General features: G+C 74.4%; 23 protein-coding genes. 17 read left to right on the top strand and 6 right to left on the bottom strand.

Going from position 1 to position 24,984, the window contains the following annotated elements; all coding sequences use genetic code 11:
- Positions 1-25 precede the first annotated feature (25 nt).
- Positions 26-721 carry a nucleotide exchange factor GrpE gene (locus tag ACWHYA_RS03415; RefSeq protein ID WP_425943102.1) on the bottom strand — a complete coding sequence of 232 codons (696 nt, stop codon included), beginning with the start codon at positions 719-721 and terminating at the stop codon, positions 26-28.
- Complete coding sequence (gene dnaK / locus ACWHYA_RS03420) at positions 718-2,628, bottom strand: molecular chaperone DnaK (protein ID WP_425943101.1); 1,911 nt, start codon at positions 2,626-2,628, stop codon at positions 718-720. Before dnaK ends, ACWHYA_RS03415 begins: the two co-directional genes overlap by 4 nt.
- 189 nt (positions 2,629-2,817) lie before the next feature.
- Between dnaK and ACWHYA_RS03425 the strand changes: the two genes are divergently transcribed.
- The 4 genes from ACWHYA_RS03425 to ACWHYA_RS03440 all read left to right on the top strand — a co-directional run bounded on the left by ACWHYA_RS03425 (position 2,818) and on the right by ACWHYA_RS03440 (position 7,359).
- Entirely contained in the window at positions 2,818-3,285 is a 468-nt protein-coding gene (locus ACWHYA_RS03425; RefSeq protein WP_425943100.1) for a VOC family protein, read from the top strand.
- A 99-nt stretch (positions 3,286-3,384) separates the two neighbouring features.
- Positions 3,385-5,085, top strand: a complete 1,701-nt coding sequence (locus tag ACWHYA_RS03430; protein WP_425943099.1) for an ABC-F family ATP-binding cassette domain-containing protein — start codon at positions 3,385-3,387, stop codon at positions 5,083-5,085.
- A gap of 86 nt (positions 5,086-5,171) precedes the next feature.
- A complete protein-coding gene (locus tag ACWHYA_RS03435) occupies positions 5,172-5,741 on the top strand; it encodes a hypothetical protein (protein WP_425943098.1) in 570 nt (189 codons plus the stop codon).
- 52 nt (positions 5,742-5,793) lie between these two features.
- A complete protein-coding gene (locus tag ACWHYA_RS03440; RefSeq protein ID WP_425943097.1) occupies positions 5,794-7,359 on the top strand; it encodes an aspartate:alanine exchanger family transporter in 1,566 nt (521 codons plus the stop codon).
- A 61-nt stretch (positions 7,360-7,420) separates the two neighbouring features.
- On the opposite strand, the gene ACWHYA_RS03445 is transcribed toward ACWHYA_RS03440, so the two are convergent.
- Positions 7,421-7,639, bottom strand: a complete 219-nt coding sequence (locus tag ACWHYA_RS03445) for a hypothetical protein (RefSeq protein ID WP_425943096.1) — start codon at positions 7,637-7,639, stop codon at positions 7,421-7,423.
- Between the two features lie 185 nt (positions 7,640-7,824).
- Between ACWHYA_RS03445 and ACWHYA_RS03450 the strand changes: the two genes are divergently transcribed.
- The 3 genes from ACWHYA_RS03450 (at position 7,825) to ACWHYA_RS03460 (ending at position 10,029) form a co-directional block, all read left to right on the top strand.
- Positions 7,825-8,883 (top strand): permease, encoded by a 1,059-nt coding sequence (locus tag ACWHYA_RS03450; protein WP_425943095.1) that lies wholly within the window; start codon positions 7,825-7,827, stop codon positions 8,881-8,883.
- A 33-nt stretch (positions 8,884-8,916) separates the two neighbouring features.
- Complete coding sequence (locus tag ACWHYA_RS03455) at positions 8,917-9,159, top strand: thioredoxin family protein (RefSeq protein WP_425943094.1); 243 nt, start codon at positions 8,917-8,919, stop codon at positions 9,157-9,159.
- A gap of 366 nt (positions 9,160-9,525) precedes the next feature.
- Positions 9,526-10,029, top strand: a complete 504-nt coding sequence (locus tag ACWHYA_RS03460; RefSeq protein WP_425943116.1) for an AMIN-like domain-containing (lipo)protein — start codon at positions 9,526-9,528, stop codon at positions 10,027-10,029.
- On the opposite strand, the gene ACWHYA_RS03465 is transcribed toward ACWHYA_RS03460, so the two are convergent.
- The gene (locus ACWHYA_RS03465) at positions 9,952-10,722 is read right to left on the bottom strand and encodes a hypothetical protein (protein WP_425943093.1); all 771 of its coding nucleotides are present in this window, start codon (positions 10,720-10,722) and stop codon (positions 9,952-9,954) included. The two genes, ACWHYA_RS03460 and ACWHYA_RS03465, sit on opposite strands and share 78 nt — an antisense overlap.
- A 72-nt stretch (positions 10,723-10,794) precedes the next feature.
- Between ACWHYA_RS03465 and ACWHYA_RS03470 the strand changes: the two genes are divergently transcribed.
- The 3 genes from ACWHYA_RS03470 (at position 10,795) to ACWHYA_RS03480 (ending at position 13,618) form a co-directional block, all read left to right on the top strand.
- Complete coding sequence (locus ACWHYA_RS03470; RefSeq protein ID WP_425943092.1) at positions 10,795-11,802, top strand: NAD-dependent epimerase/dehydratase family protein; 1,008 nt, start codon at positions 10,795-10,797, stop codon at positions 11,800-11,802.
- Positions 11,778-12,674 (top strand): patatin-like phospholipase family protein, encoded by an 897-nt coding sequence (locus tag ACWHYA_RS03475; RefSeq protein WP_425943091.1) that lies wholly within the window; start codon positions 11,778-11,780, stop codon positions 12,672-12,674. Before ACWHYA_RS03470 ends, ACWHYA_RS03475 begins: the two co-directional genes overlap by 25 nt.
- Before the next feature lie 107 nt (positions 12,675-12,781).
- A complete protein-coding gene (locus ACWHYA_RS03480) occupies positions 12,782-13,618 on the top strand; it encodes a crotonase/enoyl-CoA hydratase family protein (protein WP_425943090.1) in 837 nt (278 codons plus the stop codon).
- Here ACWHYA_RS03480 and ACWHYA_RS03485 read toward each other — a convergent pair.
- Positions 13,557-14,273, bottom strand: a complete 717-nt coding sequence (locus ACWHYA_RS03485; RefSeq protein WP_425943089.1) for an alpha/beta fold hydrolase — start codon at positions 14,271-14,273, stop codon at positions 13,557-13,559. The genes ACWHYA_RS03480 and ACWHYA_RS03485 overlap by 62 nt on opposite strands.
- A 38-nt stretch (positions 14,274-14,311) precedes the next feature.
- On the opposite strand from ACWHYA_RS03485, the gene ACWHYA_RS03490 reads away from it, so the two are divergent.
- The 6 genes from ACWHYA_RS03490 (at position 14,312) to ACWHYA_RS03515 (ending at position 20,937) form a co-directional block, all read left to right on the top strand.
- Positions 14,312-15,646, top strand: a complete 1,335-nt coding sequence (locus ACWHYA_RS03490) for a glucose-1-phosphate adenylyltransferase family protein (RefSeq protein WP_425943088.1) — start codon at positions 14,312-14,314, stop codon at positions 15,644-15,646.
- Between the two features lie 37 nt (positions 15,647-15,683).
- Positions 15,684-17,024: a DUF2254 domain-containing protein gene (locus ACWHYA_RS03495; protein WP_425943087.1), complete on the top strand. Its 1,341-nt coding sequence runs from the start codon at positions 15,684-15,686 to the stop codon at positions 17,022-17,024.
- On the top strand, positions 17,021-17,920 hold the full coding sequence (locus ACWHYA_RS03500) for a mechanosensitive ion channel family protein (protein WP_425943086.1): 900 nt from the start codon (positions 17,021-17,023) through the stop codon (positions 17,918-17,920). The genes ACWHYA_RS03495 and ACWHYA_RS03500 overlap by 4 nt, the downstream gene beginning before the upstream one ends.
- Positions 17,917-18,447 (top strand): VOC family protein, encoded by a 531-nt coding sequence (locus tag ACWHYA_RS03505; RefSeq protein WP_425943085.1) that lies wholly within the window; start codon positions 17,917-17,919, stop codon positions 18,445-18,447. The genes ACWHYA_RS03500 and ACWHYA_RS03505 overlap by 4 nt, the downstream gene beginning before the upstream one ends.
- 86 nt (positions 18,448-18,533) lie before the next feature.
- Positions 18,534-19,646 (top strand): glycosyltransferase, encoded by a 1,113-nt coding sequence (locus ACWHYA_RS03510; RefSeq protein WP_425943084.1) that lies wholly within the window; start codon positions 18,534-18,536, stop codon positions 19,644-19,646.
- A gap of 10 nt (positions 19,647-19,656) precedes the next feature.
- Positions 19,657-20,937 (top strand): PQQ-dependent sugar dehydrogenase, encoded by a 1,281-nt coding sequence (locus ACWHYA_RS03515; RefSeq protein ID WP_425943083.1) that lies wholly within the window; start codon positions 19,657-19,659, stop codon positions 20,935-20,937.
- A 71-nt stretch (positions 20,938-21,008) separates the two neighbouring features.
- Here ACWHYA_RS03515 and ACWHYA_RS03520 read toward each other — a convergent pair whose 3' ends face one another.
- The gene (locus ACWHYA_RS03520) at positions 21,009-24,140 is read right to left on the bottom strand and encodes a glycosyltransferase (protein ID WP_425943082.1); all 3,132 of its coding nucleotides are present in this window, start codon (positions 24,138-24,140) and stop codon (positions 21,009-21,011) included.
- A 63-nt stretch (positions 24,141-24,203) separates the two neighbouring features.
- On the opposite strand from ACWHYA_RS03520, the gene deoD reads away from it, so the two are divergent.
- Positions 24,204-24,926: a purine-nucleoside phosphorylase gene (deoD, locus tag ACWHYA_RS03525; protein ID WP_425943081.1), complete on the top strand. Its 723-nt coding sequence runs from the start codon at positions 24,204-24,206 to the stop codon at positions 24,924-24,926.
- The last annotated feature ends 58 nt before the right edge of the window (positions 24,927-24,984 follow it).

Genomic DNA, 24,984 nt, shown 5'->3' on the forward strand with positions numbered 1-24,984 from the left:
CGGGAGGGGTATGACGTGGGTCGGCTCACCCGGCGTCCGCCACGGCCACCCGAGCCGCGCGGACGACGAGCTCGTTGACCTTGAACCCGGGCTGGACGACCTGGACGATCGTCATGCCGGTGGCCCCGTCGGGCAGGTCCGCCTGCTCGGCGGGCAGGTGCATGAGGGCCTCGTGGACGGTCGGGTCGAACTCCTCGCCGACCTCGCCGACCCGCTCCACGCCGAAGCGTCCCAGCGTCCCCTCCAGCTTCTCGGCGATCGCGGCGAACGGGCCCTCGACGAGGTCGCCGTGCTCGCGCGCCGAGTGGATGTCGTCCAGGACCGGGAGCATGGCCTCCACGACCGCCGCGACCGCGCGGGTACGGTCACCCTCGCGCTCCCGCTGGGTGCGGTTGCGGAAGTTGACGAACTCGGCCTGCATCCGGCGCATCTCCTCGAGCCGCTCGGCGGCCAGGGCGGTGTCCGGGTGCAGGTCGGCCGTCCCGGCGGTGTCGGCGGAGGCCTCCGTCGACGCCCCACCGGGGGCGCCGGGGCCGGCGCCGGCCGCGCCGGCGTCGGCGTCCCCCGCCCCGGCCGGGGAGGACTTGACGCCCTCCCCGACCGTGGCGCGCGGCATACCCGTCTCGGGGTCGATGCGACGCTTGTCCCGGATCACCGGACCGCGACCGTCCTGGAGCTCCTCCTCGCGGGAGGTGTCCGGGGTGTCGTGGTGGTCGGTCACTTGGTCTCCTCGTCGTCCACGACCTCGGCGTCCACGACGTCGACGTCGCCGTCGTCACCGGAGCCGGTGCGGCTGCTGTCCACGTCCGCCGCGCCGGTAGCGTCGGCGAACCCGGCCCCCGCGCCGGCACCCTCGGCACCGGGCTGCTGGGCGTACATGGCCGAACCCATCTTCTGGGACTCGGTGGACAGCGTCTCCATCTTGGCCTTGATGTCCTCGATCGAGGCGCCGGACTCGGGCTTGAGGGCCTCCTTGAGGTCCGCCAGGGCGCTGTCGACCGGGCCGCGCGCGTCCGCCGGGACCTGCTCGCCGGAGTCCGTCAGGAACTTCTCGGTCGAGTAGACCAGCTGCTCGGCGGTGTTGCGGGTCTCGGTCTCCTCGCGCCGCTGCTTGTCCTCCTCGGCGTGCGCCTCGGCGTCCTTGACCATGCGCTCGATCTCCTCCTTGGGCAGCGCACTGCCGCCGGAGATGGTCATCGACTGCTCCTTGCCCGTGCCGCGGTCCTTGGCGGAGACGTGCACGATGCCGTTGGCGTCGATGTCGAAGGTGACCTCGATCTGCGGCACGCCGCGGGGCGCCGGGGCGATGCCGGTCAGCTCGAAGTTGCCCAGCAGCTTGTTGTGCTGGGCGATCTCGCGCTCGCCCTGGTAGACCTGGATCCCCACCGACGGCTGGTTGTCGCTGGCCGTGGTGAAGACCTCGCTGCGCTTGGTCGGGATCGCGGTGTTGCGCTCGATCAGGCGGGTCATGATGCCGCCCTGGGTCTCGATGCCCAGGCTCAGCGGGGTGACGTCGATGAGCAGCACGTCCTTGCGCTCACCCTTGAGGACGCCGGCCTGCAGAGCGGCGCCGACGGCGACGACCTCGTCCGGGTTGACGCCCTTGTTCGGCTCCTGGCCCCCGGTCATCTTGGTGACCAGCTCGGCGACGGACGGCATGCGGGTGGAACCGCCGACGAGGACGACGTGGTCGATCTGGTTGAGCGAGATTCCGGCGTCCTTGATCACCTGCTCGAAGGGAGCCTTGGTGCGCTCCAGCAGGTCGGAGGTCATCTGCTCGAACTGGGCGCGGGTGAGGGTCTCGTCCAGGTGGATCGGACCGTTCTCCCCCATCGAGAGGTACTGCAGGTTCAGGGTGGTGCTCGTCGAGGAGGAGAGCTCCTTCTTGGCCTGCTCGGCGGCGTCCTTGAGCCGCTGGAGGGCGATCTTGTCCTTGGACAGGTCCACGCCGGACTGGTTCTTCACCGTGGTGACCAGGTGGTCGATGATCCGCTGGTCCCAGTCGTCACCACCGAGCTTGTTGTCGCCGTGGGTGGCCTTGACCTGGATGGTCGCGAAACCGTCCTCGGCGTCCTTGCCCACCTCGAGCAGGGACACGTCGAAGGTGCCGCCACCGAGGTCGAAGACGAGGATGAGCTCGTCCTCCTTGCCCTTGTCCAGCCCGTAGGCCAGCGCGGCGGCGGTCGGCTCGTTGACGATCCGCAGGACGTTGAGGCCGGCGACCTCCCCGGCGTCCTTGGTGGCCTGGCGCTCCGCGTCGTCGAAGTAGGCCGGCACGGTGATGACCGCGTCGGTGACCGGCTCACCCAGGTAGGACTCGGCGTCCCGCTTGAGCTTCATGAGGATGCGGGCGCTGATCTCCTGGGGGGTGTACTTCTTGTCGTCCACCGTCGTGTTCCAGTCGGTGCCCATGTGGCGCTTGACGGAGCGGATGGTGCGGTCCACGTTGGTCACGGCCTGCCGCTTGGCGACCTCACCGACGAGGACCTCGCCGTTCTTGGCGAAGCTGACCACGGACGGGGTCGTGCGACCACCCTCCGCGTTGGCGATGATCTCCGGCTCGCCACCGGTGAGGACGGCGACCGCCGAGTTGGTGGTGCCGAGGTCGATGCCGACTGCACGTCCCATGCGTTGCTCTCCTTGGTATGTCGTGCCGCCGCGCCCGGGCGGGCGCCGCGACGTGGATTGACACGTCTGCACTCAACCCTGGAGAACCGGGCGACCTGTTGTCAAACCGGGACTCATCGAAGTTGAGTTCACCTGGCTCAACCCGGGCCGCTCGTGGTTCATTCCCCGGGCGTGCGCCAGCATGGAGGCATGACGACGCTGCAGCTGACTCCGAAGCTGGTCATCGGCCGACCGGATGAGCCCGGGGGCGCCGACCGGGCTATCGCGTACTACCGACAGGTGCTCGGCGCCGAGGTGGTCTCCCGCCACACCATGGGCAGGGCGGTCGTGTTGGCCGAGCTCGCCCTGCCGGGGGGCTCCAGCCTCCAGGTCAAGGACGCCGACGAGCACGACCCCGGCTCCCCCGAGCAGGGGAGGGGCGTGATCCTCAGCCTGGTCTGCGCCGACCCCGACGCCCTCGTCTCCCGTGCCCTCGACGGTGGAGGCGAGCTGGTCTTCCCGGTCCAGGATCAGCCCTACGGTTCCCGCCAGGGTCGCTTCCGGGACCCCTTCGGCCACCAGTGGATCGTGGGCACGCCGCTGACGATGAGCGAGGCGCAGATCCAGGACGCGCTGGACGCGTGGGACGCCGCCGAGGAGGGGCCGCAGGACTCCTGACCCGGCCCCGCGACGCCCGGTCTTCCAAGCAGGGACAAGCCCGGTCCGGCAGGGAAGAAATGCGTTGGTGCGCACGGTGCGGTGTGTCAGGCTCGCGTCATGGGGCACGTCGACCTGGCCGGGATCGGCTACGTCCTGCCCGACGGCAGGCCGTTGCTGACCGACGTCGGCTTCCGGGTCGGCGAGGGGGCCACGGTCGCGCTCGTCGGCCCCAACGGCGCCGGCAAGACCACCCTGCTGCGCATCGTCGCCGGGGACCTCGCCCCGCACGAGGGGTCGGTCGGCCGGTCCGGCGGGCTCGGGGTGATGCGGCAGTTCGTGGGGTCGGTGCGGGACGGCTCGACCGTGCGCGACCTGCTCGTCTCCGTCGCGCCGGCCCGCGTCGCCGAGGCCGCCCGGGCCCTCGACGCGGCCGAGCTGGCGATCATGGAGGTCGACGACGAGCCGGCGCAGATGGCCTACGCCCAGGCGCTGGCGGACTGGGGCGACGCGGGAGGGTACGAGCAGGAGACCCGGTGGGACGAGGTCACCACCGCGGCCCTGGGACCGGCGTTCGAGCAGGCCCAGTGGCGCCGCGTCGCCACCCTCTCCGGCGGGGAGCAGAAGCGGCTCGTGCTGGAGGCCCTGCTGCGCGGACCCGACGAGGTGCTGCTGCTCGACGAGCCGGACAACTACCTCGACGTCCCCGGCAAGCGGTGGCTGGAGGAGCAGCTGCTGGCCACGCCCAAGACCGTGCTGCTCGTCAGCCACGACCGTGAGCTGCTCAGCAGGACGGCCACCCGCGTGGTGACCCTCGAGCCCGGCGCGGCCGGGGCGTCCGCGTGGACCCACCCGGGATCGTTCGCGACCTGGCACCAGGCGCGGGCCGACCGCAACGCCCGGCTGGAGGAGATGCTGCGGCGCTGGGAGGAGGAGCACGCCAAGCTGCGCAGGTTGATGCTGATGTACAAGCAGAAGGCCGGCTACAACGACCTCATGGCCGGGCGCTACCAGGCCGCCCGGACCCGGTTGCGCAGGTTCGAGGAGGCCGGCCCGCCGGAGAAGGTCGCCCGCGAGCAGCACGTGACGATGCGCCTCACCGGTGGCCGCACCGCCAAGCGCGCCGTCGTCTGCGAGCGGCTGGAGCTGCTCGGCCCGGACGGGGTCGGGGAGGCCCTCATGCGCCCCTTCGACCTGGAGCTCTGGTACGGCGAGCGGGTCGCGGTGCTCGGCTCGAACGGGTCGGGCAAGTCGCACTTCCTGCGCCTGCTGGCCGGTGGGGGCTCGGACCCCGAGCCGGAGCAGCAGCCCGTGGGCGAGGTCCGGCCGCCGCAGGTGCGGCACACCGGGGTGGCACGCCTGGGCTCACGGGTGCGACCCGGCTGGTTCGCGCAGACCCACGAGGGCCAGGGGTTCGCCGGCCGGACCCTGCTGGAGATCCTGCACCGCGGGGACGACCACCGTCGTGGGCGGACGAGGGAGGAGGCGGCGCGCGTGCTGGACCGCTACGAGCTGGCGCGCCAGGCCGAGCAGACCTTCGACACCCTCTCCGGCGGGCAGCAGGCACGGTTCCAGATCCTCGTGCTGGAGCTGTCGGGCGCGACCCTCCTGCTGCTGGACGAGCCCACGGACAACCTCGACATCGACTCGGCCGAGGCGCTCGAGGAGGGGTTGGCCGGGTTCGAGGGCACCGTGCTGGCCGTCACCCACGACCGGTGGTTCGCCCGCCGGTTCGACCGCTTCGTGGTCTTCGGGGCGGACGGCACCGTCCGCGAGGCCGACGAACCCGTGTGGGAGGAGGGACGGGTGCGCCGACCGTGACGCCGCGCGGTCCGTGACGACGGAGGAGCACCCTCGGGTGGATGAGAGGGTGGGGTCCGACCACGTGATGGACGGGGAGTGCCGGAATGAGTGAGCAGGGACGACAGGGAGGCGCCGAGGGCGGCCCACCCGTGGGCTCCCCCGCCGCGGACGGGCTCGCGCCCGGTGAGCAGGAGCAGCTGGTCTACGTGCTGGAGACCCGTTTCGCCGCCTCCCGGGACGCGGCCGCCGCGGCGCTGCGGGAGGCCGAGCGCGAGCTGGCGCAGGCCCGGGAGAGACGCGAGCGCGCCGAGCACGCCGCCGCCGGGGCGGAGTACACCTCCGACCCCCTGCCCTTCATGCGGCAGTCGGTCGACGAGGAGGTCGACGCCCTGGAGCGCAAGACGACCGGGAAGAAGGTCAGGGCCTCCTACCGGTTCCTGCTCGACCGGTCGGTGGAGCTGGCCGCGGCCGAGGTGGCCCGCTTCCACGAGGACCGCCGGGCGGTGCTGAGGGAGGCTCGGGAGGGTCTGGAGGCGTGCCGGGCGGCCGAGGCGCGGGCCGCCGAGGCGGTCGCCGCGGCCCGGCTCACGGACGAGCGGGTCCGCTCGGCCGAGGAGTCCGCCCGTCGCGGGCTGGGCACGATGCTGGAGAAGCTCGCGGGCCGACGCCCCTGAGACCCGCCCGCGGGCGGCCGCCCCGGAGACCGGGGGTGACAGACTCCCGCCCATGGTGGACGCGCTGGCCTCGACGCCGCTGCTGACGATGATGGTCGTCGTCGCCCTGGGCACGCTCGTCGGGGCCGTCCCGTTCGGCCCGCTGCGCTTCGGCCCGGCCGGCGCGCTGTTCGTGGGGCTGGGCGTCGGGGCCCTCGACCCCCGGCTCGGCGAGGGCCTCGCGCTCGTCCAGACGCTGGGGCTGGCCCTGTTCGTCTACACCGTCGGCCTGACGGCGGGCAGCACCTTCTTCCGCGACCTGCGTCGCCAGCTGCCCCTCATGGGCGGGGCGGCCCTGGTCCTCGTCGTCATGACGGGCGTCTCCATGGTCGTGGGCGCGGTCCTGGGCCTGTCCCCGGCGCTCACCGCCGGGACCTACGCCGGAGCCCTCACCTCGACGCCGGCGCTGGCCACCGCGGCCGAGCGCACGGGCAGCCAGGACCCGGCGGTCGGCTACTCGCTGTCCTACCCCGTGGGCGTGGTCGTCACGATCCTGCTCGTGGCCGTCCTGCTGAACCGGTCCTGGCCGGGCCGCCGCGACCCCGGATCGGCCGCCGGGGAGGGCCTGGTCGACATCTCGGTGGAGGTCGAGCGGCCCTCGGCCCTCTCGGACGTCCCCGGCCTGGCCGAGGGAGAGCTCCGGCTCTCCTACCTGGCCCGGGACGGCCGGACCCGGGTCGTGCACCCCGGGGAACGCCTCGAGGTCGGCGACCGCGTGGTCATGGTGGGCCCCGAGCAGGCGGTCGTCCGGGGCCGGGACCACCTCGGGCGTCGGGTCGACGAACACCTGGCCCACGACCGCCGCGAGGTGGACTACCGCCGGTTCGTCGTCTCCGACCCCAGGGTCGCGGGCCGGACCGTCGGCGAGCTGGACGTCCCCGGCCGGCTGGACGGCGTGGTCACCCGGGTGCGTCGGGGCGACCTGGACCTGCTGGCCTCCGAGGACTTCGTCCTCGAGCTCGGTGACCGGGTGCGCGTCATCGTCCCCCGGGGACGGCTCGGCGACGTGAAGGAGCTCTTCGGCGACTCCGAGCGCAAGGTCAGCGAGATCGACGCCCTGACCCTGGGGGTCGGCCTCGCCGCGGGGCTGGTCCTCGGCCTGTTCGCCCTGCCCCTTCCGGGCGGGCTCAGCTTCGCCCTGGGGTCGGCGGCCGGTCCGCTCGTGGTCGGCATCGTGCTCGGGCGGGTGGAGCGCACCGGACCGCTGGTCTGGGGCCTCCCGCTGGCCGCCAACCTCACCATCCGGCAGCTGGGGCTGCTGCTCTTCCTCGGGGCCACCGGCCTCATCTCGGGGCAGGCCTTCGCGGCGCAGGCGTTCACGTGGACCGGTCTGAGGGTGGTCACGGGAGCGGTGGTCATCACCCTGGCCGCGGGTCTGCTCTTCATCCTCGTCGCCCGGCTGGCCGGCGTCAGCACCGAGCGGGCGGCCGGAGGGCTGGCCGGCTTCGTGGGGCAGCCGGCCATCCTGGCCTACGCCAAGGGCCGGGTGACCGACGAGCGGGTGGAGGCCGGCTACGCGGCGCTGTTCGCGCTGGGCCTGATCCTCAAGATCCTGCTCGTGCAGGTCATCGTCGCCTGAGCAGGGGGATGCTCCTGTCCACCGCTCCTGTCCACCGCTCGAGGACCTACGGGGCGACCGCTCAGAGCTTGGCCAGCTTGGAGAAGGGGCTGAGGATGCGCATCGTGCGGGTGCCGAAGTCGACCGTGACCGCGTCCGCCTCGACCCCGACCACCCGCCCCATCCCGTAGGAGTCGTGGGAGACGCGGTCGTCGCGGACGAACTGGGTGATCACCGGCTCCGGCTCGGGCCGGAAAGGGCTGCTGGCGAGGTGGCGACGACGTGCGGGCAAGGTTGGCATCCCTGCCAGTATGCACCCCGTACCTGGGCACGGGTCCGGCGCGGCCGGCCGGACGAGGACCGCACCCGGTCCACGACGTCGAGTAGTAGAATGGGACCGTCCGACCGTTCCTGCTGGTCGGACGCCCACGGAGGCCGGCGCCCCCCGACGGACCCCCGCCGACCTCCCCTCCCCGCGGAGGGCCGATGGCGACGACGAGAACCACGAGGGCCACCACCGCCACGACGACGGCCGAGCGCAGGCTGCTGCTCGGCCTGGGTCTCGGCGCCCTCGCCTGGACCGGTTCCTACGCGCTCAACGGATGGTTCTGGGACGCCGCGGTGGGCTGGCTCGGCCTGGACCTGGGCGACCGCCTGGTCTCCTCGGTCCACTTCTTCCTCTACGACACCGTGAAGATCTTCCTCCTGCTGCTGGGCCTGATGTTCGTCGTCGGGATGGCCCGCGCCTCCCTCGACCTGGACCGTGCCCGGGCCTACCTGGAGGGTCGCGGACTGGGCCTCGGACTGTTCCTGGCCGTCGTCCTGGGCGTGGTCACCCCGTTCTGCTCCTGCAGCTCCATCCCCCTGTTCATCGGGTTCGTCGCCGCGGGGATCCCGCTGTCGATCACCCTCACCTTCCTCGTCGCCTCGCCGCTGGTCAGCGAGATCGCGGCGATCATGATCGGCGACCAGTTCGGCTGGGACGTCGCCGTCGCCTACGTCCTGGCCGGCGGCACGCTGGCGATGACGATCGGCTGGGTCTTCTCCCGCTTCCGGCTGGACCGGTGGGTCGAGGACGTGGTCCGCACCAGCCGGGTCGCGGCGCTGAGGGCCGGCGGGCACCGGCCGAGCCTTCCCGAGCGGGTCGAGGCCGCCCTCGGGGAGAGCCGCGACATCCTCCGCGACGTGTGGATCTGGGTCCTCGTCGGCGTGGGCGTGGGCGCGGCCATCCACGGCTGGGTCCCCACCGACTTCTTCGCCCGCTGGGCCGGACCGGACAACCCCCTGGCCGTCGTGGTGGCGACGCTGGCGGGCGTTCCGCTCTACGTCAACGGCGCCGGCGTCGTGCCCGTGGGTGAGGCCCTGTGGGCCAAGGGGATGGGCCTGGGCACGGTCATGGCCTTCATGATGAGCTCGATCGCCCTGTCGGGCCCGATGGCCATCATGCTGCGCCGGGTGATGCGTCCCCCGCTCCTGGCGCTCTACTTCGGTTCCGTGACCCTGGGCATCGTCGCCCTGGGCCTGGTGTTCAACATCGTCGGCTGACGAGGTCGACGACCGACGCGCGAGGAGGCGCAGATGATCGTCAAGGTGCTGGGTCCCGGCTGCCGCAACTGCCAGCGGCTGGAGGAGCGGACGAGGGAGGCCCTGGGCAGGCTGGGCCTGGACGCCGACGTGGAGAAGGTGACGGACTACGGGGAGATCGCGGCCTACGGGGTGCTGCGCACCCCGGGCCTGGTGGTCGACGAGGAGCTGGTGCACAGCGGCAGCGTGCCGACGACCGGCCACCTCGTCACGCTGCTGGCAGCGCGCCCCGCCTGAGCGAGGGACCCCTCCGCCGGTACCCGTCCGCCGCCACCGCCACCGCCGCCACCGCCGCCACCGCCGTGACCACCCGGGCGCATCCCACCACCCGGGCGCACCGCACCCGCTCCCGGTGCAACCTTTCTCCTCCCGCCTGCGACGAGGGGGTATGACGCGTCCGCGCCATGCTCCGGGGCTCCGGCCCCCGACGGAAGGACCGACATCATGAGCACCCTCCGAGCACCCCGACGGGTCACCGTCGCCGCCGTCGCCGCGACCCTCGTCGCGGGCCTGTCGGCCACCGCCGCCACCGGTGCCCCGCCCCGGGCGGCCACCGCCGGGACGATGACGGCCGGGACGACGACCGGGACGACGACCGGGACGATGCCCGCCCACGTCACCGTGCCCACCGCCACCAGCTACTGCGGCATCGTGTGGGGGTCGCTGGCGAGGTCGGCCGGCGTGACCACCCGGACCGGCACCCTGTCCGACGTCCGGGCGGGGCGGCACACCTGCTTCGACCGGCTCGTCCTGGACGTCGACGCCGTCCCCGGCAGCTTGGGTTACGACGTGCGCTACGTCGACGCCGTCAGGGCCGACGGCAGCGGCTCGGTCGTCCCCCTCGCCGGCGGCGCCCGCCTGCAGGTCGTCCTGCACTCGCCCGCGTACGACGACCGGGGCCGGGCGACCTACACGTTCGCCGACCGCACCGAGCTCGTCGACGTGGACGGCTGGTCCACCTTCCGGCAGGTCGCGTGGGCGGGCAGCTTCGAGGGACGCAGCACGCTCGGCCTGGGCGTGCGCGCCCGGCTACCGTTCCGCGTGTTCGTCCTCGACGGCCCGGGCGACGGTGCCCGGCTCGTGGTCGACGTCGCCCACCGCTGGTGAGCCGACCTGCTCGGCGGAGGCGCCTGCGGCCCGCCGCGGGCGCCCCGCCCGCAGCTCGACCCGCACGGGCAGCAGCGCCGCGACGACGACGTGGGCGGCGTAGATGCAGGCCACCATCTCCAGGGCCTCCTCGAGCGTGCCGAAGCCCTCGGACACGTCGGGGCGCTGCTGCCGCCAGAAGTACCCGCTCATCGCCTCGAAGCCCAGGGCTCCGAGCAGGTAGAGGCCCAGCGCCAGCCCCAGCCGTCGACGCATCACCGCCGGCAGGGTGCTGGTCGCCAGCCCCAGCACGACGGCGAGCAGGACCGCCAGCGGGATCCCCACGACCACCCAGGGAAAGGTCGGGAAGGGGTTGGTCGTCACCAGCTGGGCGGTCCGCTCGTGCAGCTGGGTGGCCTCGTCGATGCTGAGGAAGAGCACGACGGCGGCGACCACCCACCAGCCCCACCGCGTCCGACGACGGGCCGCCCCGACGCCGCTGACCCAGGCCGCCACGGCCACGAGCACGAGGAGGGCGCTGTTCCAGTAGGCCGCGATGCCCTGCTCCCCGGCCACGTGCAGGTAGGAGAAGACGTCGTGCCAGGAGGTGTCGCGCAGCAGCAGGTGGCCGAGGAGCGAGGAGACCACGATCGCGGCGGTCACGCCGAGCAGGGTCAGGCTCCACCGGCGCAGCACCACCCCGTCGACCACCATCGGCCCACGATAGGACGCGGCGCCCTCGTGCTCCGTCAGGCGCTCCGGGGACGCGCCTGCCACCCTGGGGGTATGGAGCTCCTCGTCCTGGGCGGGACCCGCTTCCTCGGTCGTGCCGTCGCCGAGGAGGCCGCGCGTCGTGGCCACGCCGTGACCTGCCTGGCGAGGGGCTCGGCACCCCCGCCCGACGGCGTTCCCTTCGTCCGGGCCGACCGCGACGAGGACGACGGGCTGGCTCCCGTCACGGGCCGTCGCTGGGACGGCGTCGTCGACCTCACGGTGCACCCCGTGCACGTGCGGCGGGTCCTGCGCGACCTCACCGCCGCCCACCTGCTCCTCGTCTCCACCGCCAACGTCTACCGCGACGACGTCGGACCCGAGCCGGACGAGGACGCGCCGCTCGTGCCGGCCCTGGACGCCGACCGGATGGCCGGGACGGAGACCTACGGCGGGGCCAAGGTCGCCTGCGAGCAGGCCGTCCTCACCAGCGGAACCCCGGCGGCCGTGGTCCGCCCTGGGCTGATCGGCGGGTCGGGCGACGCGTCCGGGCGCAGCGGCTACTGGCCGTGGCGGTTCGCCCACCCGGTCGGTGCGGAGGTCGCGGTGCCCGACGACCCGGAGCTGCCCGTGGCGCTGGTCGACGTCCGCGACCTGGCGGCCTTCGTGGTCACGGCCTCCGAGCAGCAGCTCCGTGGCCCCTTCAACGTCACCGGCCCGACCACCACCCTCGCGCGGGCCCTGACGACGGCCGCCGAGGTCGCCGCCACCCGGGCCCTCGTGCACGCCATACCCCCGCCCGTCCTCGCCCGGCTCGGGGTCCGCCCCTGGATGGGACCGACCTCGATGCCGCTGTGGCTCGACGATCCCGACCAGCGCGGGTTCGGCACCCTGGACACCGGGCGGGCCCGGGCGGCAGGACTGCGCACCCGGCCGCTGGCGGACACCCTGCGCGCCGCCCTCTCCTACGAGGAGACCCGCACCGTCCCCCGGGCCGCGGGGCTGACCGACGAGGAGGAGCGTCGGGTCCTGGCGGCGGCACGCCATACCCTCGGGGGATGGAGCGACCGACCTCCACCGTGACCGGCACCGCCCTCGTCTTCGAGGGCGGTGGCATGCGGGCCTCCTACACCTCCGGGCTGCTCGTGGCCCTGCTCGAGGAGGGTCTGCACCTGGACTGGGTCGGCGGCATCTCGGCGGGGTCGAGCAACACGGCCAACTACGTCTCGCGGGACCCCTGGCGCGCCCGGCACAGCTTCACCGACTTCGTCACGGACCCGCGGTTCGGGGACTGGCGGACCTTCGTGCGGGGGCAGGGGCTGTTCAACGCGCGGTACATCTACGAGGAGACCGGGCTGCCCGGGCAGGCGCTGCCCTTCGACTGGGACACCTTCACGGCCGACCCCGCGCAGGTCCGGATCGGCGCGTTCAACGCCACCCGGGGCGAGCCGGTCTACTGGGGACGGGAGGACCTGGCGAGACTCGAGGACCTCATGGTCCGCGTGCGGGCGTCCTCGACGATGCCGGTCGTCATGCCGCCCGTCACGATCGACGGCGAGGTCTTCGTCGACGGCGCGCTGGGTCCCTCGGGGGGCATCCCGCTGGACGCGGCGGTGGCCGACGGGTACGAGCGCTTCCTCGTCGTGCTCACCCAGCCGCGGAGCTACGTCAAGCCCCCGCCGGCGCGGTCCGGCCTGCGCTACCTTCGCCAGCACTTCCGTCGCTTCCCCGCCGTCGTCGAGGCGCTGGGACGGCGTCACAAGGCCTACGCCGCGACCCGGGAACGGCTCTGGGAGCTGGAGCGGGCCGGCGCGGCCCACCTCTTCGTGCCGGAGTCGATGCCGGTGGGCAACGGCACCCGGGACGTGGCCCGCCTGCGCGCCAGCCACGAGGCCGGGCTGGTCCAGGCGCGGCGCGAGCTGCCTGCCCTCCGGGAGTTCCTCGGGGTCGGGTGAGACCCGCGCGCGGTCAGCGGCCGGGCGGGTCCCGCGCCCGCGGACGGGCCCGCACGGGCAGTCCCGCCCGCGGACGGGCGCGCGCGGTGCCCTGGCATGCTCGGGGTATGCCGCCGCGCCCCACCACCGAGCACGTCACCTGCACCGTCCAGGACGGGGTGGCCTCGGTCCGCCTGACCCGCCCGGACAAGCTCAACGCGCTGACGCTGCCGATGCTCGACGACCTCGTGGCCACGGCCTCCCGCCTGCGCTCGGACCGGAGCGTCCGGGCGGTGCTCCTCTCCGGCGAGGGGGAGGCCTTCTGCGCGGGGCTCGACCTGGGCGGGGCCCTGCGCGACCCGGTCGGGATCGCGGGCCGGTTCCTCCCCCGTCCGTGGCGGGGCACCAACACCTTCCAGGAGGCCTGCTGGGCCTGGCGGCGCCTGCCCGTGCCGGTGGTCGCCGTCGTCCACGGGCACTGCCTGGGTGCGGGCCTGCAGCTGGCGCTGGGTGCCGACCTGCGCGTGAGCACCCCGGACGCCCGGTGGTCGGTGCGCGAGATCCGGTGGGGGCTGGTGCCCGACATGAGCGGCGTGCGCTCCCTGGTGGAGCTCGTCGGGCTCGACGTGGCCAAGGACCTGGCGCTGACCGGGCGGACCGTCACGGGAACCGAGGCGGCCGCGCTGGGCCTGGTCACCCGGCTGGCCGAGGACCCGCACGCTGCCGGCGCCGAGCTGGTCGCGCAGATGGTCGTGCACGACCGGCGGGCCCTCGCCCGCGCCAAGCACCTGCTCGACGCGGCGGTGGGCCGCAGCGCCCGCTCGGTCTTCGCCCGCGAGCGCCGCGCCCAGCTCGGGCTCCTCGCCCGGATGGACCGGTCCGGCGTGCCCGGGACGGCGGGGTCTAGTCGCGGTCGAGGAAGTCGCGCAGCAGGTGCTCCAGCTCCTCGGGCCGCTCCTCGTTGAGCGAGGGCCCGGCCCCCTGCACGACCCGCAGCCGGGCGCCGGCGATGCCGTCCGCCAGCGACCGGGCACCGAGCTGACCAGCGCGGTCGCGGTCGCCGACGAGCACGAGGGTGGCCGCCGTGATCCTGGGGAGTGCGTCGGTGAGGTCGGTCCGGCGCGCGACGTCCAGCATGGCGGTGAGCCGGTCCTTGGACACCCCCGCGTCGGCGAGGCGGGAGGCGGGCATCAGCCGCAGCAGCCCGGCCTGGACCCCGCTCACGAGCTTGGGGGTACGGACCTGACCGCCGATGAGCACCAGGCGGCGCACCCGGTCCGGGTGCTCGGCGGCGAGCCGGGTGGCGACCATGGACCCCCAGCTCTGCGCGCACAGGTCGACCCGGCCCAGCCCCTCCAGCTCGATCTCCTGCGCCAGCCGGTCGGCCGCCTCCTCGACCGGCACCGGGCGGGTCTCGGTGGGGCGCAGGCCCGGCACCCAGGGGGTCAGCAGCCGGCGCGAGCCGTAGAGCCGCACGACCAGGTCCTCCCAGGCCATCGGCGCCTGCCCCACCCCGTGCAGGAGGACGAGGGGGGTGGCGGGTGCGTCCGGCTCGGGCTGGATGTCGGGCCCGGACTCGGGCTGGAACTCGGGCCGGGGCTCGGGCTGGGACTCGGTCACCGCGCCAGGGTATGCCGTGCCTGCCTAGTCTGAGCACCATGTCGCGCACCACCTCCGCCCCGCCCAGCGTCCCGGTCGGGCTGCGCGTGCTGGCGATCGTGCAGGCCGGGGGCGCGGGCAGCCGGATGGAGGTGCTGACCCGCGAACGGGCCAAGCCGGCCCTGCCGTTCGCCGGCACCCACGCGCTGGTCGACTTCCCCCTTTCGGCCCTGCGCGCGAGCGGGATCGTCGACGTGTGGGTGAGCGTGCAGTACCTCTCCGGGTCCCTCGACACGCACCTGGCGGGCGGGCGGCCCTGGGACCTGGACCGCACCCACGGCGGCTTCCGAAGGTTGACCCCGGAGCAGGGCAGCGGGGCGGCCCACGACGACGGCTTCAGCCACGGCAACGCCGACGGCCTCTTCCGGATGCGCGACGACGTCCGGGTGCACGACCCCGACGTGCTCGTCGTCCTGTCGGCCGACCACGTCTTCTCCGCGGACCTGCGACCCGCGATCGCCCACCATCTGCGGGTGGGGGCCGAGTGCACGGTGCTCACCGCGCAGGTCGGGGTGCAGGAGGCGGCCGAGAAGATGGTCGTGCACGCCACCGGGGAGGGCCGGGTCACGGCCGTGGAGTACAAGCCGGACACCACCGACCAGACCACCGTGGCGACGGAGATCTTCCTCTACGACCCGCGCGTGCTCCTCGCCGAGCTGGAGCGGCTCCACCGGGAGCTGGCCGGCGGGGGTGCGGACGGGGGTGGCGCGTCGATCGTCGGCGGGGGAGGTGCCGGGGTCGGTGAGCAGGACGGGCCGGCGGCCGGTCCCGACGACACCGGCCTGGGGGACTTCGGCGAGCTGCTGCTGCCGGCCCTCGTCTCCCGCGGCCGGGTGCACGCCCTGCCGCTGGAGGGGTACTGGCGCGACGTCGGCCGACCGGCCGCCTACCTGCAGGCCCACCGGGACCTGCTGGCGGGACGGGTCGACGTCTTCGACCACCCCGACCGACCGGTCCTGTCCCCCACACCCGCCGGTGCCCCGGCCTGGGTCGGGGACGGAGGTGAGCTGGACGGGGCGATGGTCTCCCCGGGCGTGCGCGTCCGTGGCCGGGTGGCGCGCTCGGTCCTGGGTCCGGACGTGGTGGTCGAGGGTGGGGCGGTCGTGGAGGACAGCGTGCTGATGCGGGGCGTCGTGGTGGAGGCCGGTGCGAGCCTGCACGCCTGCCTCGTGGACGAGGGGGTGCGGATCGGGCGGGACGCGGTCGTCGGCCGGCCCCTGCCGGGGACCCGGACCACCGACGGGGCGATCACCCTCGTCGGGCGGCACAGCGTGGTGGGAGCGGGCGGCGACGTGCCCGCGGGGGCCCGGCTGGAGCCGGGGACGACGGCGTGACGGCGGGTCGAGCGACCTTCTGCGCGAGGATGGGTCCGTGAGCGACGAACACGAGGCGGCCGGACGTACCGGGGCACCCAGCACGAAGAACAGCGACGACGAGGATCTCGGCTCGCTGCCGCACACCCGGTCGATCAGCCGGTGGGACCGGATCTGGAGCCCGTTCTGGGTCCTGCCCACCGTCATCATCGTCCTCGCCACCCTGGGGGGGATCTTCATGCCCGAGCTGGACCAGACCCTGGACGAGCAGCTGCCCTACTTCTTCCCAGGGGGCCCCAGCGGTGCCCGCAGCATGCTCGGCAGCATCGCCGGCGCGATGATCTCGGTGACCGGCCTGGTGTTCTCGATCACGATGGTCGTCATCCAGCTGGCCAGCAGCCAGTACAGCCCCCGCGTGATGGGTGACTTTCTCTCCAGCCGCATCACCCAGCTCACCCTGGGCATCTTCGCCGCCAGCTTCACCTACGCCCTCACCGTGCTGCGGTCCGTGCAGGGCGAGTCCGGCGAGACCGGCCAGTTCGTCCCCCAGGTGTCGGTGACGCTCGGGTTCCTCCTCGTGCTCGCGAGCGTGGGGATGTTCCTGGCCTTCATCCACCACATCACCAACTCCATCCAGGTCTCCTCGATCGTGTCCCACCTGGGTGACGACACGGTCGACGTCGTCGGCCGCTACCTGCCCGAGCCGGACGCCCCGGGGTCCCGCCTGGGGACCAACAGCTGGGAGCCGGGGGCGGGGACGATCGCCCAGACCCTGCTCGCGGTGGAGCACGGGTCGGTCGTGGAGGTGGACCACCGCGGGCTGGTGTCGTGGGCCGACGAGCACGACGTGGTGGTGGAGGTGCTGCCGCAGGTGGGCGACTTCATCCCCGAGGGGACCCCGGCGGTGCAGATCTGGCACCCCGTCTCGACCGGGCAGGTGGACGACGAGCACCTCAAGAAGCTCCGTCCGTTCGTGGTCGTGGAGAAGGACCGCCTGTCCAACCAGGATCCCGCGTTCGGGATCCGCAAGCTCGTCGACATCGGCGAGCGGGCGCTCTCCCCGGGCACCAACGACCCCACGACGGCCGTCCAGGTGCTCGACGAGCTGCACCGCATCCTGCGCCTCGTGGTGGTCCGCGCCGAGCTGCCGGCGCTGGTCACCCGTGAGGGCCGCGTCCGTCTCGTGCACCGTCCGCAACGGGTCGCCCAGCTGGTCGACCTGGCCGTCGCGGAGCCGTTGCACTACGGCAAGGACTCGCTGCAGGTGCCCCGCCGGATCGTGTCGATGCTGGAGGACCTGCTCACGGTCGCCCTCCCCGAGCACCGGGCCTGCCTGCAGGAGTGGCTGGTGACCGCCCGCGAGCACGTCGGCGCCGTCGGTGAGGGGGGCGGGCAGTGAGCGGGGCGCTGGAGGGGCTGGAGCTGCCGCCCGTCACCCTCGCGGGGGTCGTCCTGGGTCTGGCCGTGCTCCTCGTCGGGCTCCTGCTGGGCCAGGTGGTCCGTGTGCTCGTCACCCGCACGCTCTCCTGGCGGGGGCGCAGCGACAGCTCCGCACGCGTCTTCGGCCGGCTCGTCTCCTGGCTGCTCACCGCCCTCGCCGTCGGTGCGGCCGTGACCGTCACCTTCCCCAGCATCCGACCGGTCAACCTGCTCGGCGGCATCGGCGTGGTCTCGATCGCCGCCGGCATCGCCTTCCAGACGGTGCTGGGCAACATGTTCGCCGGGATCGTCATCCTCACCCGCGACCGGTTCCGGGTCGGCGACCAGATCTCCGTGGGCGAGCACCGCGGGACCGTGGTGCAGATGGGGCTGACCAGCACCTCGGTGCGCACCTTCGACGGGCGCCTGCTGCTCGTGCCCAACGGCACCCTGCACTCCGAGGTGGTCACCGTGCAGACCGGCTTCGAGCACGTGCGCAGCTCGGTGCTGGTCGACGTCGCCGACACCACCGACCTCGACCGGGCCGCCCGCGTCGCCGTGGAGGCGATGCGGTCGCTGCCCCAGGTGCTCGACGAGCCCGGCCCCGAGGCCTTCCTCACCTCGATCGGCACCGCGACCGTCCAGCTCGAGCTGCGGTTCTGGTCCGGTGCCCGTCAGCTGGAGACCAAGGAGGCCACCCACGCGGTGGTCACGGCCGTGCTGGCGGCGTTCACCGAGCACGAGGTGGAGGCCGGCTCGGACGTCTACACCGTCGACGCCGGGCCCCGGTTGGCCCGGTTGCTGGGCGGTGGGGACGCGGGTGCGGGCACGGCGGGTGCGGCCGCCCCGTCCCTGCGGCAGACTGGGGACCCATGAGCACCCCGCACGACACGAGGACCGAGATCGAGGAGGCCCGCGACGACGGGCGTGCCGCGACCGACGAGCGTGCCGCGGAGCAACCCTCCCCCGACGAGGGTGCTGCCGAGGGCGCTGCCGAGGGTGTTGACGAGGGTGCTGACGAGGAGACCGAGGAGGGACCCCGGACCGAGGGCCACCGGCGGACCGCCCTGGCGATCACCATGGTCACCGTGGACTGCGAGGACCCCGGCGAGCTGGCGGCCTTCTGGCAGCGCGCGCTCGGCACGGAGGCGGCCCACGAGAGCGACGACTTCGTGATGCTGGCCGGATCACCGCGCCTGGCCTTCCAGCGGGTGGAGCAGCCCAGCGCGGGCAAGAACCGGCTCCACCTGGACCTGACCGGCACGGACCGCACCACCGAGGTGGCCCGGCTCGTGGAGCTGGGGGCCGAGGTCGTGCGCAACCACGACGTGGACGGGTTCAGCTGGACGGTGCTGCGGGACCCGGCCGGCAACGAGTTCTGCGTCGCCGACGCCGAGGACTGAGCCGCCTTCCGTGCGCATCGCCCTCCTGGCGGCGGGCAGCCGCGGCGACTACCAACCCGTCCTGGCGGTGGGCCCGGGGCCACCAGGTGGGCGTCACCGCCACCCGGGAGTTCGTCGGTCTGGTGGAGGCCGCCGGGCTCGCCCCGGAGCCGGTGGACGTGGACGCCATGGCCTACTACCGCGACCAGCTGGCCGTCCACGCGATGCCGACCGACCTCGGCGGGCAGCTGCGGATGCTGCGTGGCCTGGCCGAGCTGCTGGCCCCCTCCGTCCGGCGCCGGCTGGAGGACATGCGGCCCCGCTACGACGGCCTGGTCCTGACCGCCATGACCGCGGGTTGGCCGGCGCTGGCCGGGTGGCCGCGGGCCCCGCGGGTGCTCATGATGTTCGTGCCGGCCCTGCCGACCACGTGGGGGGACAGCAGCATGTTCTCCGTCGTGCCGGGGCGGTCGTGGCGCAACCTGGCGGCCGCCGTCCGGATCCTGCCCACCGCCGTGCGGCTGGTCGCCCCCGACCCCCGCGCCGCGCTGAGCATGGGGACCGCCCCGGCGTTCGTGGCGCACAGCCCCCGGCTCGTCACGCCGCGCCGGGTGGCGGGACGGCAGGTGCGGGCCGTCGGCTACCCGTTCCGCGAGCTGCCCGACGGCGCCTCCCTGGACCCCGGCCTCGCCGCCTGGCTCGACGCGGGTCCGGCACCGGTCTACGTCGGCCTGGGGTCGCACACGCTCCCCTCCGTGCGTGCCGTGCTCTCCGACGCGGTCGCGGCAGCGTCCGACCTGGGTCTGCGCGTGGTGCTCCAGGGCGGGTCGGGCCTGGAGGAGGGACTCGGTCCGGACGTCCGTGTCGTCGAGGACGTGCCGCACGAGCTGCTCTTCCCCCGCACCGCCACGGTGGTCCACCACGGAGGTGCCGGCACGACGGCCCAGGCGCTGCGCTCGGGGCGGCCGCAGGTCGTGGTGCCCTTCACCATGGACCAGCCCTTCTTCGCCCGCCGGGTCCACGAGATCGGCGTCGGACCGCCACCCGTGCCCGCGTCGTCGGCCACGCGCACGGCGTTCCGCGAGGCCCTGGCGGGGGCGGGCCGGCGCCCGGTCCTCGAGCGTGCCGCCGCCGAGGCCGCGGCCGTGGCCGTGGAGGACGGGGTGAGCGGGGCGGTCGCCCGGATCGAGGCCGCCCTGGGAGCGGGCCGCTCCCGGTAGCGTGGTGGTCGTGACCCGCCCGTCCGTCACCGCCGCCCTGGTCCTGCTCGCCGCCCTGGGCGCTGCCGGCTGCTCACCGACGGAGACGCCCGGGCCGGGCTCCGGGGACGCTGCCACCGACGCCCCCGCGAGCGGGGAGGCTGGGGACCAGCCGGACGACACCGCGGCAGGCACGACCGGCTCCGGCGCGACGACCGAGGCCGCCGGCAGCTCGACCGACGACGGGGCCACCTCGGACGACGACAGCGCCGCGGGTGCCCCGTCCGCACCTCCCGAGCTCGACGTCGAGGTGGTCCTCGACGGGCTCGACATCCCGTGGGACGTGGCCCTGCGCCCGGACGGCACGGTGCTGGTCACCGAGCGCGGCGGCCGGCTCCTGGCCCACCGGGACGGGCGCACCCAGGAGATCGGCACCGACCTGGAGCACCTGTTCGTGTCGGGGGAGGCCGGGCTCATGGGGATGGCCCTCGACGGGGACACGCTCTACCTGTGCCACGCCTGGGCACCACCCGACGCCCCGCCGGACGTGCGGGTCACCGCGCACACGCTCGCCGACGACCTGACGACGGCGACCCTGGAGGAGGTGGTCGTGGACGGCATACCCCTGACCTCCGGGCGCCACAGCGGGTGCCGGCTGCTCCTGCAGGACGACGGCACCCTCCTCGTCGGGACCGGTGACGCCGCGGACGAGGCCAACCCGCAGGACCTGGACTCCCTGGGCGGCAAGGTGCTGCACGTGCGGTCCGACGGCGGTGCGGCCGACCCCGGGTCCGCGCCGCCCGGCGCCGACCCGCGGATCCTCACCTACGGCCACCGCAACGTCCAGGGCCTGGCGCAGCAGCCGGGCACCGGGGAGGTCTTCTCGGTCGAGCACGGGCCGGACGTCGACGACGAGGTCAACCTGCTGCAGGCGGGGGCCAACTACGGGTGGGCGCCGGGACCGGGGTACGACGAGGGGGTGCCGATGACCGACCTGGAGCGCTTCCCGGACGCGGTGGAGGCGGTCTGGTCCAGCGGGGACCCCACGCACGCCACCAGCGGCGCGGCCTTCCTCGAGGGCGACGCCTGGGGTGCCTGGGAGGGCGCGCTGGCCGTCGCCGAGCTCAAGGGCTCGGGGATGACGGTGCTGACCCTGGACGGGCAGGACGTCGTGGACGAGGCCCGGGTGCCCGGGCTCGAGGGCACCTACGGCCGGCTGCGGACGGCGGTCCTGGACGAGGAGGGCGCCCTGTGGGTGACCACGTCCAACGGCGGCGACGACGCGGTCCTGCGGGTCACGCCCCGCGGCTGAGCCCGTGCCCGGCCGTCATGCGGGTCACTCCCCGCGGCTGAGCCCGTGCCCGGCCGACCGGACGCACCTGGTCACCAGCTCCCGTCGCACCGGTCGAGCACCTGCTCGAGCCGCTCCACCTGCCGACGGACCTGACGCTCGTACACCTCGGCCCGGGGATGGCCGCGCAGCCGGGCCCGACGCTCCGGGTAGCGCCCGACGAGCTGGGCGTGGACCAGCGCCAGCTCCTCAGCACCGCTGAAGCACCCGTCGCGCCGTGGGGCGCCCAGGACGTCCGCCACCCGGTCGAGCACGGTGGCAGGGTCGCCGCAGAACAGGTGCAGCTTGGCGGCGTCGTGCATGACCGGCGCCTCCTGGGAGTGCTCCCAGTCCAGCAGCGTCAGACCGTCCGGGCGCGCGAGGACGTTGGAGGCGACCAGGTCCCCGTGCGCCCACGAGACCCGCAGGGTGTCCTCCCGGGCGAGCAGGTCGGCGACAGCGCCGACGACCCGGTCCGGGACGACCCCGGTGTCCACCGTGGCGGTCCACCGGTCGGCCAGCCCCGCACCCCACCGCTGGCGCACGGTGGTGCAGGTCGTCCCGTACCCGGCGTGCAGGCGGGCCAGCGCCGTCAGCAGCTCGGCCGCCCGGGCGTCCAGGGCCCGCGCCCCACCCAGCGGCCGTCCCTCCACGAGCTCCTCCACGAGGTAGCGCACACCCGAGTCCGTCTCCCCGTGCGCGACCAGCCGTGGAGCCAGGCCGGGCACGTGCCGGTCGACCACCTCGTGGGCCCCGACCGACCGGGTGATCCCGCACTGCCCCCGAGGACCTGCCGGCTGGGCCGCCAGGACCAGACCCGCCTGCGGGTATGCCGCCCGCAGCTTGGTCCCGTCCGCCAGGTCCAGCTTGGCGAGCACCACGACGTCGGCCGCGACGGCCACGTCCACCGCGCCCACGGCCGGGTCGTCGACGGTCCAGGCCCCCCGCAGGGGCGCGGGCACCATCGCGGCGACCCGGGGGTCCAGGTCGCAGGTGCGCGCGACCCGGTCGCGCAGCAGCAGCCGGCGCGGCGTCCCGCGGTGGGGCAGCGCCGGGTCGCGGCGCTCGATCTCGGCGACCAGGTCGAGCGCGGCGACGAGCCGCGGGGAGGGCGCCGCCGCACCCCCGACGTCCGGGTCACCCGCCGCACCCACCGGCCCCGTCGTCCCCGTCGTGCCCGTCGTGCCCGTCGTGTCCACGACCGGCGCAGACACCCCCCGGGCCGCCAGCACGTCCGCGAGCAGGGGCAGCCCCCATCCGTCGACGGCCCACGCCGCCTGCTCGGCCACGGTGCGCGCGACCCAGACCGGACCGTGCCCCGAGAGCGCGCGCGCTGCCGCCCCGGCCTGCTCGAGGTCGCGCACGCGTTCGGCCAGCGACGGCGGCACTGCGGCCACGACGACCTCCTCCGCCCGCAGCCGGGGCAGCGGCAGCGCGGGCGGTCCGAGCAGCGCGGGGTCCAGGACGAGCAGGATGCCGGCGGCGACCTCGTCGGCGTCGGTGAGCAGCTCGACCTCCCCCCGGGCCGCGCCACCGAGGAGCTCCGCGTCGTAGGGCGCGGGCTCGGTCCCGGCCCGGGTGAGGTCCTCGCGCACGAGGACGGCCGGGATCGCGGCACCGACGGCCGGCGGCTCCAGCCGCAGCCCGAGCGGGGCGGGGACGGGGCGGGCTGCGTCGGCGAGGAGGACGAGCGGGAGCGCGCAGGGTTCCGGGTCCCGGTCGACCCGGAACCGGCGGGGCACGGCGTAGGGCCGGGAACCCTCGCGCCGGAGGGGCAGCGACGCCTCCCCCTCCCGGACGCGCCGTTGCCAGTCGCGGAAGGCGTTGCGGAAGAGCACGCGGTCCGGGTGGTGCCACCCCCACGCGAAGTCGGCCCGCGAGAGCGACCCCGCCGCCAGGCGGGTGACCGCCAGCGGGGCCACGACGTCCTGGACGGGTCCCACCAGGCGCAGCCGCTCGGCGAACTCGGAGTCGGCCCCCTTGCGGAGGGTGTCGAAGGGGCCCACGCGGTCGAACACCTCGCGGCGGACGAGGAGGGAGCTGGCGTTCATCCGTTCGGGCCGGTAGCCGAACCACTGCCGGGTCAGGTCGGGCCGGGCGCGGACGGCGGCCGAGCGGCTGGCCACCGCCTCCGGGTGGTCCGCCAACGCCGCCACCTGCAGGGCGAGCCGTTCCGGGTGCGACCAGTCGTCGGCGTCCTGGGTGGTGACCAGTGCCCCACGTGCCTGCGACACCGCCCGGTTGCGTGCCACGTAGGCACCCCCGTTGACCTCCTGCCGCAGGACGCGGACCCGGTCGTCGAGCGCGGCGCAGGCCGCGAACACCTCGGCGTGGTCCGGCCCGGAGGCGTCGTCGATGAGGAGCACCTCGAGGTTGCCGTGGGATTGCGCGAGCACCGACCGCACGGAGGCGACCAGCCCGGCGTCCGGCCGGAACGCGGGCACGACGACCGTGACGAGCGGACCGTCCACCGAGCGCCCGGGCTCCAGGTGCAGCCCGTCGAAGAGGCAGGCACCGGTCGGGTCGACCTCGGGCCCCTGGAGGTCGCGTGCCCGGAACCGCGAACCGAACGCCTCCACCCAGGCCCGGTGGGCCTCGGCGTCGACCTGGCCGGGCACCACGGCGTCGACCTGGCCGGGTACCACGGGGTCGACCTCACCGGGCACCGCAGGGTCGACCTGACCGCGAGCCGGCGCGTAGGGGTTGAGCAGGTCGGCCCGCAGCCCCTCGGCCACGTCCGCGGTCAGTCCCTCCAGGAGTTCGAGCCCCTCGCGCACGAGCCCGGTGCGGCCGGCGAGGTAGGCGGCCTGCAGGTAGTACCGCTGCTCCACCCCCCTCAGCCCCGTCGGGCCGTGCCGGTCCACCACCTGCCGGAACGCCTCCACGGCCGCGGCGAGAAGGTCTGCCTCCCCCGTCGCGGCCCACGCGGTGGCCAGTGCGACGGTGAACGGCAGGGTCCGTCCCGGCACCGTTGCCGACGTGGGCAGCGGCTCGCCGGCGAGCAGCGCCGGCACCAGCGCTCCGGCCGGACGCCCGACCCCGGCCGCGAGCGCCAGGGCCTCGACGCCGGCGGGGTGCCTTCCCCGCAGCGCCACCGCGAGCAGGCGTGCGGCCCGGTCGCGGGGCGGGCCGTCGTCGTCGCCGCCCAGCAGCAGGTGCGCGGACAGACCGGTCCCCACCTCCACCCGTGCCCACCTCCTCGCGTGCCGACGTCGCCGGTCAGCCTAGTGCCGCATACCCTGGGTCCCGTGAGCACGCACATCGCCGCCCAGCCCGGTCAGATCGCCCCCCGCATCCTGCTGCCGGGGGACCCCCTGCGCGCCCGGTGGATCGCCGAGACCTTCCTCGACGACGCCGAGTGCTACTCCGAGGTGCGGGGGATGCTCGGTTTCACCGGCACCTTCCGCGGGGAGCGGGTCTCGGTGCAGGGGACGGGTATGGGGCAGCCGTCCGCCTCGATCTACGTCAACGAGCTCATCGACGAGTACGACGTGCAGCAGCTGGTGCGGGTGGGGTCCTGCGGGGCCCTGACCGAGCGGCTGCAGGTGCGCGACGTGGTGCTGGCGATGGCCGCGGCGACCGACAGCTCGATGAACACGCTGCGCTTCCAGGGCTACCACTACCCCGCGACGGCGGACTTCGCGCTGCTGCGGGCCGCGGTCGAGGCGGCCGAGACCCACGGGGCGCGACACCTCGTGGGCACGGTGTTCAGCTCGGACAGCTTCTACCACTCCCGCCCGGAGCTGACCGCGAAGGTCGTGGAGTACGGCGTCGCGGCGGTGGAGATGGAGGCGGCCGAGATCTACACGCTCGCAGCCAGGGCCCGGCGGCAGGCGCTGACGGTGTGCACGGTCTCCGACCACATCGTCACGGGTGAGGAGACGAGCGCGTCGGAGCGCGAGCAGACCTTCGGCGACATGGTCACCATCGCCCTCGAGGCGATGCTGGCCACCCCGCTGCCCCAGGCCTGAGCCGCACCCCTCCCCCGCGAGGCGGGGGGCGTTCCCCCTCCCCAGGCCAGGAACCCGC

Source organism: Ornithinimicrobium carbonis, assembly GCF_977012275.1.

What these genes read in the sequence shown, in the direction of transcription:
- ACWHYA_RS03430 (WP_425943099.1), top strand. Translation starts at nt 3,385, where the DNA reads ATGGGGCACGTCGACCTGGCCGGGATCGGCTACGTCCTGCCCGACGGC.
- dnaK (WP_425943101.1), bottom strand. Translation starts at nt 2,628, where the DNA reads ATGGGACGTGCAGTCGGCATCGACCTCGGCACCACCAACTCGGCGGTC.
- ACWHYA_RS03505 (WP_425943085.1), top strand. Translation starts at nt 17,917, where the DNA reads ATGAGCACCCCGCACGACACGAGGACCGAGATCGAGGAGGCCCGCGAC.
- ACWHYA_RS03470 (WP_425943092.1), top strand. Translation starts at nt 10,795, where the DNA reads ATGGAGCTCCTCGTCCTGGGCGGGACCCGCTTCCTCGGTCGTGCCGTC.
- ACWHYA_RS03455 (WP_425943094.1), top strand. Translation starts at nt 8,917, where the DNA reads ATGATCGTCAAGGTGCTGGGTCCCGGCTGCCGCAACTGCCAGCGGCTG.
- ACWHYA_RS03445 (WP_425943096.1), bottom strand. Translation starts at nt 7,639, where the DNA reads ATGCCAACCTTGCCCGCACGTCGTCGCCACCTCGCCAGCAGCCCTTTC.
- ACWHYA_RS03450 (WP_425943095.1), top strand. Translation starts at nt 7,825, where the DNA reads ATGGCGACGACGAGAACCACGAGGGCCACCACCGCCACGACGACGGCC.
- ACWHYA_RS03490 (WP_425943088.1), top strand. Translation starts at nt 14,312, where the DNA reads ATGTCGCGCACCACCTCCGCCCCGCCCAGCGTCCCGGTCGGGCTGCGC.
- ACWHYA_RS03460 (WP_425943116.1), top strand. Translation starts at nt 9,526, where the DNA reads ATGCCCGCCCACGTCACCGTGCCCACCGCCACCAGCTACTGCGGCATC.
- ACWHYA_RS03480 (WP_425943090.1), top strand. Translation starts at nt 12,782, where the DNA reads ATGCCGCCGCGCCCCACCACCGAGCACGTCACCTGCACCGTCCAGGAC.
- ACWHYA_RS03475 (WP_425943091.1), top strand. Translation starts at nt 11,778, where the DNA reads ATGGAGCGACCGACCTCCACCGTGACCGGCACCGCCCTCGTCTTCGAG.
- ACWHYA_RS03425 (WP_425943100.1), top strand. Translation starts at nt 2,818, where the DNA reads ATGACGACGCTGCAGCTGACTCCGAAGCTGGTCATCGGCCGACCGGAT.
- ACWHYA_RS03440 (WP_425943097.1), top strand. Translation starts at nt 5,794, where the DNA reads ATGGTGGACGCGCTGGCCTCGACGCCGCTGCTGACGATGATGGTCGTC.
- ACWHYA_RS03435 (WP_425943098.1), top strand. Translation starts at nt 5,172, where the DNA reads ATGAGTGAGCAGGGACGACAGGGAGGCGCCGAGGGCGGCCCACCCGTG.
- ACWHYA_RS03465 (WP_425943093.1), bottom strand. Translation starts at nt 10,722, where the DNA reads ATGGTGGTCGACGGGGTGGTGCTGCGCCGGTGGAGCCTGACCCTGCTC.